Origin of the sequence: Yokenella regensburgei ATCC 49455, from assembly GCF_000735455.1 — a bacterium.
GTDB lineage: Bacteria > Pseudomonadota > Gammaproteobacteria > Enterobacterales > Enterobacteriaceae > Yokenella > Yokenella regensburgei.
Window position 1 is genome coordinate 1 of sequence record NZ_JMPS01000091.1, and the last position, 294, is coordinate 294.

1 protein-coding gene is annotated in these 294 nt (G+C 56.5%); it reads right to left on the reverse strand.

Annotated features, from left to right (window positions below):
• Nucleotides 1-294: hypothetical protein (locus tag GYRE_RS24865; protein WP_038258882.1), on the reverse strand; the 294-nt coding region annotated here is incomplete at both ends.

The following is a 294-nucleotide window of genomic DNA, read 5'->3' on the forward strand; positions in this document are numbered from 1 at the left end:
ATTTCTGCTTTGTGCCGCTGCTTCGCCCTGCTTTGGCACCACGCTATCCAGCTGCTTCTCCCCCTGCCAAAACGGTCTTACTTCGCCAGAGTCTTCCTTTATCCGTAACGGCTTTTCCTGGCGGCCCGCTTCAGCCGCCGGGGGAGATACAGTGACGATGACCGGGTTTACCAGGGCGGCAGCCTGAGAGTGCTGAGCCGTTGCGGATTGATGAAGTTTTGTAACCGCGTCTATGAACGTATTTGTTGCAACGTTTACGGCTACAGGAGTGGTGGATGGTCCCTCGGACCTGGA